We start from the raw sequence: 7,462 nt of genomic DNA on the forward strand, positions 1-7,462 counted from the left end.
ATCCATTGATGCACGCGCAACATCCTGGCGAAGGTTTTCCAATCGGTCTTCGGCGCTTCAAACAATTTCGCAGAATGTGTACGCTGCCATTTCTCTGCGGCCCGATCCGGTGCCACAACGACCGCTTCGCTTGCTGCATTGAACACCGGAACGTCTGCTCGGCTGTTCCCCGCGTAGGCAAACTTGACGTCACCGAAAGTCTCGAGCAGAAATTTGGTCTTGTGAATGGACGTCAGGTTGCGCGTTTCATCTGTCGCATAGACAGCATCGAAAAAACCCAGATATGCGGCAATACTCTCGGCAAACTTGCGCGCCGCGCCAGTCGCAAGCACCAGCCTTCGACCCTTGCGGTGCTCCTCGCGCAGGTAAGCGACGAACTCCCCCCGGTAAGGGAGTATTGCGGGGTCAATCGCGACGCGAAGCGATATCTGATGTTTGAGATGACCTTTTCCCTTTAAAGCCCAAAGGGGCAGAAGAAAGAGATACAGCATGTTCTGTTTGAGCAGTTGAAACGTACTTTCCCATAGAAGATCAGTGGCTATAAGCGTGCCGTCGAGATCTACTACGAGGTCAACTGTCTTGTTGTCAGAACGAGCATCCACCACAACATGTCCCTGAAATCATGCGCCTATTCAAGCTGGCAAGAATATTGCCTATCAGTCGATGACTTATCGGGAAAGTAAAAATGAAAAGTGAAGTTGATTCGGCCGCGCGAAAGATAATCTGAAAAGTAGTACCAACAGTGAATGAAGCATTAAAAAACCGGCCGAAAATTGATTCCAGCCGGTTCGTAAACTTCGTGTGTAATGCTGCAAATCGCTTAGCTTACTTGATAGAAACCTTACCGCCCTTGATTTCAACGGTCTCACTGCCTTTCAAGGCTTCGCGGTCGCCATTCGGAAAAGTAACGAAGCAACCGCCATTGCAGAACTCGACGGTTTCGCCGGCACCGACCTGCAGTTCGGTTTTGCTCGAGCCCTCAGTAACAACGATAGTCTGGGCGCTGGCCTCATCGTTCTTGACGCTGGCGGCAAATGCTGATCCCGCTGAAACGGCAGACAAAAAAACGGCAACAACAAACTTGTTCATTTCTCTACGGTGCTTCCACCGCCTCTGTTACGGAACCCCAACGGGCTCCTCGACAACAGTTATAACGGGATCAAGTTGAACGGCAACTGAACGGCCGAGGGTTTTTCAAGTTGGGCGACCCCGTAACCATCGTTGAACCGTTTTCGATTGTGGATATGCCCAATGATCCAGACGATCTGGACGCAACAACTCAACCGCCTAAACCAGTCGGCGGAACGACATTCCTTGACGTTATGGTTACGATGCGGATGATAATTTGACGGTAGTCTTACTATAATGAAGAATATAATCGGGGCGTGAAGTATTTTTTTTTWATGTGCATGCCAACGTTTATATTCCGGTCGTCAACCTTGACCAGTCGCGACACATTCTGTTGATTGGTCCTTGAAGCAAACTACTCGCGAGTCACTCGTTTCGCCATCGAGACAAATGAGATCATGATAATCAAATGCCCCTATTGCGGACCTCGGGATGTCATCGAGTTCACCTATCAAGGCGATGCAACGCGTAAACGACCAGATCCGGCATCCATCGATCAGAACGCGTGGAATTCGTACGTCTTTGATCGCACCAACCCCAGCGGTCCCCATCGAGAGTTCTGGCTTCATACGGGAGGTTGCCGCCAGCATCTCCTTGTCACGCGGGATATGGCAACTCACACGATTTCGTCGGCGGTATTTGCGCGCGACACCGTGAGTGGTGGCCGTTCATGACAAGTTCGCGGCTATCGAAGGGTGGACGTATCGACCGCTCGAAATCCATCCGATTCACGTTTGACGGAAAGGCCCATAGCGGGCATCCGGGAGACACGCTCGCTTCCGCGCTCCTTGGCAATGGCATTACGCTTTTCGGACGCTCGTTCAAATATCATCGCCCGCGCGGTGTGTTCGCCGCCGGTAGCGATGAGCCCAACGCCCTCGTCACAGTTCTTTCCGGTGATGTACGCGAACCGAACGTTCGGGCTACGGAACTTGAGATTTTTGACGGTCTTGTCATCCAAAGTCAAAATCGCTTTCCGTCGTTGGAACACGATTTCATGGCCATCAACCAATTGGCTGGCCCCCTGTTCTCGGCAGGATTTTATTACAAGACATTCATGGGACCGGCGATCGGCCCACTGAAAGGCACACGCTTCTGGATGTTCTGCGAGAAGTTCATCCGCCGCGCAGCCGGACTTGGCAAAGCAGGCACGGCCCCCGATCCAGACCGTTACGAGCGCATGAACGCCWTTTGCGACGTCCTTGTCGTCGGCAGTGGTCCTGCCGGCCTGATTGCTGCGGAAGCGGCTGCCGCAACGGGCGCGCGCGTCATCATCGCGGAGGAACGCCCGCTGCCCGGCGGTTCACTGCTTGGCTCCGGTGAAATGATCGATGGACGCAACCCTGCCGTTTGGGCTCGCGAAAAGGCTGACGCTTTGGCGAATCTACCAAATGTCCGGTTTCTGACCAGGACATCCGTCTGGGGTTATTATGATGGCAATGTTCTCTCAGCCGTCGAACATGTTTCCGATTACAAGCCGAACCGGACGAAGGGCCTGCCACGCCAGCGTCATTGGGTAGTTCGCTCCGGCAAGGTGATTCTGGCGACTGGCGCATTCGAGCGGCCGATCGTTTTTCCCGGCAATGACTGTCCAGGTGTTATGCTCGCCGATGCGCTGCGCCGCTATGCGGTCGAATTCGGCGTTGCGGCCGGAAACAATGTCACCCTCTTCACCAACAATGACAGCGCTTATGATGCGGCCCGAACGCTCTCGATTGCCGGTGTCAATGTGAGCGCGATCATCGATGTTCGCGCTGACGTATCCGGCACGTGCAGGGATATCGCGAGTGTAGCCAGCGCCGAGCTGTTGCTCGGTTATGCAGTTACGGCGACCCATGCTGGCAAGACGCTGAGTTCGATCTCGGTACAGCATTTCAACGCGGAGACCGGCCGCGTTTCAGGCGCGCCCCGCGAAATCAAGACCGATTGTCTTGGCGTTTCGGGTGGCTGGTCGCCCGCCATCCACCTTGCAAGTCAGGCAGGCGGCAAGCCTGAATGGGACGAGGATCTTCAGGCTTTCCTGCCGCCGGAGCCAAACCAGAACTGGGTGATGACTGGTTCCGCAGCCGGTTACATGGATACGATCAGCGTCATGTCCGACGCGGCAACCAAGGGTTCCGCCAAGAGCAGGCTCATCCTTCCGCCGGTAGAAGCGCCAATGCTGGATTCGTCTCCTGCACCCGTGTTTGAAATCGAACCCGCGGTTAAATCCCAGAAAGCCTTCGTCGATTTTCAGCATGACGTCACGGCCGACGATATTCGCCTCGCCTACCGCGAAGGTTTTCACTCGGTCGAGCATCTGAAGCGCTACACCACGCTTGGGATGGCGACCGATCAGGGCAAGACCTCCAATGTTCCCGGCCTTGCCATCATGGCCGACGTGCGCGGCATCTCGATTCCCGAAGCGGGTACAACACGGTTCCGTCCGCCATTCACACCGGTTTCGCTAGGTACTTTGGCTGGCGAAAGATACGGAGACTTGCGTCCGCATCGACTGACACCCATGCACGATTGGCATCTGGCAAACGGTGCGAAAACCTATGAAGCGGGTCTCTGGCATCGCCCGATGATTTATTCCAGCCACGGCGAAACAATCGAACAGGCATATATTCGCGAGGCGCGGGCAGTTCGTGAGAGTGTCGGCATCGTCGATGTTTCAACCCTTGGCAAAATCGATATACAAGGTCCCGATGCAGCGGAACTCCTTGACCGCGTTTACACCAATATGTTTTCCACCCAGCCGGTAGGCAAGGCGCGTTATGGTCTAATGCTGCGTGAAGATGGAATTGCCTTCGACGACGGCACAACCTGGCGCCTTGGCGAAACACAGTTCCTGATGACGACGACGACCGCCAACGCCGGCCCTGTCATGCAGCATCTGGAATATTATCTCGACTGTATTTGGCCGGAGTTGCGCGTCCACCTGACCTCGGTCACCGACGTATGGGCGGGTTCGGCCATCTCTGGTCCAAAGTCGCGCGCTGTACTTGAGTCCTGCGTGACTGGATCAAAAGTTGATAATGACAGCCTGCCCTTCATGGGTATCGTTCATGGCAAAATCGACGATGTTCCAGTCATGATCTGCCGCCTGTCTTTCTCGGGTGAGCTTGCCTACGAAGTTTATTGCGGCTCCGGATACGGGATACGCGTCTGGGAAGCGCTTCTCGCTGCCGGCAAGCCCTTTGACATCATCTCCTACGGACTTGAAGCCCTCGGGACGCTGCGTATCGAAAAAGGTCATGTCACCGGTGCTGAAATTGACGGCAGAACCACGGCACATGACCTGCATCTCGACTGGATGCTGTCGAAGAAGAAGCCATATATCGGCTCCGCCATGATCAATCRTGAAGGGCTCAAGGATGAAAAGCGCTTGTCGCTCGTGGGTTTGATTTCGCTCGACAATCAATCGATCAATGGGGGCAGCCACATCGTAACCGACCCTAACCCGCGCGAACCCGCCGACAGTTTTGGTCACGTCACGGCGGCCTGTTACTCACCGGCGCTTGGCAAATATATCGCACTCGCACTGGTCAAGCACGGGACGTCAATGATCGGCAATCGCGCCTTTGCAACGGACCTGCTCCGCGACAAACATTGCGCAGTAGAGATCGTCAGTCATCACATGTTCGATCCAAAAGGAAGCCGGATGCATGGCTGAATCTCAATCTCCACTCGGCAGAACTTTCATTCCGGGCGATCACGGCAATTCCGCTGCCGGTGTTGGTGTCACACTGCGCGAGCGAAAAAACCTCTCGATCATTCAGGTCACAGCATGGCCGGATACGATACCCATCGTGCTGACCGCAATCGGCAGTGCAACGGGTCTTGTTCTTCAGAATAAGCCGGGTCTCGGCCGCGTTGCAGGCGAAAAATCTGTCTTTGGCTTTGCGCCCGGTCGTTATTTCGTCGTTAGCGCAACACCTGATCTCGAATCCCGGTTGCGCTCCGCCATCTCTCCGGAACTCGGGACGATGGTTGACCTCACCCATGGCCGCACCGTCATTCGGATCAGCGGACCGCGCTCCGAATGGATATTATCGAAACTCTTCGCCATCGACTTTTCCGAGCATGCCTTCCCCATCGCCTACGGACGTGCCGCGCTGCATCACGACATTCATGCCAACATACAGCGGATCGATGACGAGACTTTCGATCTCTACGTGTTCCGCACCTTTGCCCGCTCGTTTTGGCAGACGTTGGGACATGCGGCGGAGGAAGTCGGCTACCGCGTGGAATAGCCTATTTGGTGGAATAGCCTATTTGAATGCAAACAGGTCTTCGTCCGGATCGCCCGTCCGGGTTATTAGCCCTCGAACGAGTTGCGCCGCGACCATGGAAAACGTGATCCCATTCCCGCCATATCCGAGGACGGCAAAGCATCGATCCAATTTTGGGATGGCGCCAATTGTTGGCAAACCCGTTGTGCTCGAGCCAAAGCTTCCAGTCCAGGCGTAGTCTGCTTCAGCGGTAACCTGGGGAAACAACTTCTTGAGCTTTGCGAGAATTGCCTTGGTCTTAGCTGGCAATTTCGCGTCGCGCTTTTCCTCGTCCTCGAATTCCTCATCCTCGCCACCGACGATAATCCGCCCGTCTTGAGTCGTGCGCATATAGAGATAAGGGTCCGAGGCTTCCCAGATCAGGCACTGTTCGGGCCATAGTTTTTGCTTCTGGGGCGGTGTCGCAAGTGCCCAGGTAGAAATGATCTGGTGTCCTTTCTGCGGCACTTGCTCGGGTATTTCATAACCCGTTGTGGAAACCAGATATTTGCAGCGTATTTTTCGCCCCTCCTTTGTTGCCGCAATTACGTCGCGCGAACGTGGTTCGACCGACACGATTTCAACCGGCGCGAAGATTTTGGCGCCACGCGAGATTGCAACGTTCAGATAACCAAGCGCCAGTTTGCGCGGATTGGCTTCAATATTGTCAAAACTCATCAATGCCGCCGGGCGATCGATGTGAAACCTGGCCTTTAGTTCGTCCCGGTTCAAAAATTTTGTTTCAAAGCCCGCTCGGCGACGAGCCAATAGCTCTTTCTGCAAGCCCTTCTCGTCGAGAAGATCGCCCGCAAGGTAAAGCGAATCCCTGTCCTGCATTTCGCAGTTTATTCCAAGCTCACGGGTTCTTTCGCGTAGTGCATCGACCGCAAGTTTTGATCGCCGCCAAGCACGCTCGGCATCGTTGCGACCCATTTGTTGCGCAAGGTGATGCAGAGGTGTGTCAATTTCGAATTGCAGCAGTGCGGTGCTTGCTGGCGTTGAGCCGGTTACGGGCTTTCGTCTGTCAAAAATGGCAACCGAATACCCGGCTTCACTCAAGCTGTCGGCCATGAGAGCGCCACTAATGCCGGCGCCAACAATCGCGATATCTATTGTTATATCGTCAAGTAGCATGTTGAACTCAGCTCCGGTGGCCCTTCGGCCAAGCCAGATGGGCTGGCCGGTTCGCAAATTCCTGTGCTGTGTTGTCATGAAGGGTCCCGGAGACGAGGCATTGATCGAGCCGAACGGCCGAATGCGTTCTTTGGTTCCCTGCGTTGTCAGTTCGGCAAAGTGCTCTTGGCTGCGACACCGGCGATGTAAACCTCGGCGATTGTTCGATCATCCCCCATGGTCTGCATCAGCATGAGCTCTTCCACCAGTGTTTCGACCGTATCCATGCGAATGCGCATTGCGGGCGTGGCGCGCGCATTTAGAACGATGCAGTCAGCCTCCGCACCTGCCACGAACGAGCCGATAATACCCTCCAGCGCAAGAGCCCGCGCGTTGCCCAGGGTTGCCTGGTAAARAGACCGGAGTGGATGGTAACGCTGGCCCTGGATGTTGAGAATTTTATAGCCCTCATCCAGCGTTCTCAGCATGGAATAAGATGTGCCGCCGCCAATATCCGTCGCAATAGCGTTGCGAATATTTGACGCCAGAATGCGCGCCAGATCAAACAAGCCGCTTCCTATGAACAAATTTGACGTCGGGCAGAAAACAGCAATCGATCCACTGTTGGCAATCGTACTCACTTCGGCATCGCTCAAATGGATGCAATGGCCGAGCAGCGTCTTTGGCCCCAGCAGTCCGTAGTGCTCATAAACATTCGTGTAGTCCCTGCTCCAGGGGAACAGTTCGGCAACGAAGGCAATCTCTGCAGTGTTCTCGCAAAGATGCGTCTGCACATGCAAATCCGGAAATTCGCGCACCAGCGTGCCGCTCATCTCGAGTTGCTCTGGAGATGAGGTCGGAGCAAAACGCGGCGTGATTGCGTAGAGTTGACGCCCTTTGCCGTGCCAGTCCGCGATAAGCGCCTTGCTATCGTCATATCCGGATTGTGGCGTATCGAGTAGACC

The 7,462-nt window shown here is 54.9% G+C and carries 7 protein-coding genes; 3 read left to right on the forward strand and 4 right to left on the reverse strand.

All coding sequences use genetic code 11. The annotated features are described in order from the left end of the window. Positions 1 to 602, reverse strand: a 602-nt coding sequence (locus ACXJ5O_RS14665) for a haloacid dehalogenase-like hydrolase (protein ID WP_457300524.1), incomplete at its 3' end; no start/stop codon positions are given. A gap of 223 nt (positions 603 to 825) precedes the next feature. Further along, on the reverse strand, positions 826 to 1,089 hold the full coding sequence (locus ACXJ5O_RS14670) for a hypothetical protein (protein ID WP_271894593.1): 264 nt from the start codon (positions 1,087 to 1,089) through the stop codon (positions 826 to 828). Between the two features lie 437 nt (positions 1,090 to 1,526). Here ACXJ5O_RS14670 and ACXJ5O_RS14675 point away from each other — a divergent pair, with 437 nt between their 5' ends. The 3 genes from ACXJ5O_RS14675 to ACXJ5O_RS14685 are packed head-to-tail and all read left to right on the forward strand — an operon-like array spanning position 1,527 to position 5,366. Continuing rightward, entirely contained in the window at positions 1,527 to 1,802 is a 276-nt protein-coding gene (locus ACXJ5O_RS14675) for a sarcosine oxidase subunit delta (protein WP_457300525.1), read from the forward strand. Then, positions 1,799 to 4,786: a sarcosine oxidase subunit alpha family protein gene (locus ACXJ5O_RS14680; protein ID WP_457300526.1), complete on the forward strand. Its 2,988-nt coding sequence runs from the start codon at positions 1,799 to 1,801 to the stop codon at positions 4,784 to 4,786. Before ACXJ5O_RS14675 ends, ACXJ5O_RS14680 begins: the two co-directional genes overlap by 4 nt. Beyond that, on the forward strand, positions 4,779 to 5,366 hold the full coding sequence (locus tag ACXJ5O_RS14685) for a sarcosine oxidase subunit gamma (RefSeq protein WP_457300527.1): 588 nt from the start codon (positions 4,779 to 4,781) through the stop codon (positions 5,364 to 5,366). Before ACXJ5O_RS14680 ends, ACXJ5O_RS14685 begins: the two co-directional genes overlap by 8 nt. Before the next feature lie 18 nt (positions 5,367 to 5,384). On the opposite strand, the gene ACXJ5O_RS14690 is transcribed toward ACXJ5O_RS14685, so the two are convergent. Together ACXJ5O_RS14690 and ACXJ5O_RS14695 are read right to left on the reverse strand one after the other, a co-directional pair. Further along, positions 5,385 to 6,596 (reverse strand): NAD(P)/FAD-dependent oxidoreductase, encoded by a 1,212-nt coding sequence (locus ACXJ5O_RS14690; protein ID WP_457300528.1) that lies wholly within the window; start codon positions 6,594 to 6,596, stop codon positions 5,385 to 5,387. 68 nt (positions 6,597 to 6,664) lie between these two features. After that, positions 6,665 to 7,462, reverse strand: a 798-nt coding sequence (locus ACXJ5O_RS14695; RefSeq protein ID WP_457300529.1) for a guanine deaminase, incomplete at its 5' end; no start/stop codon positions are given.

It is taken from the genome of Phyllobacterium sp. P5_D12 (assembly GCF_054049495.1).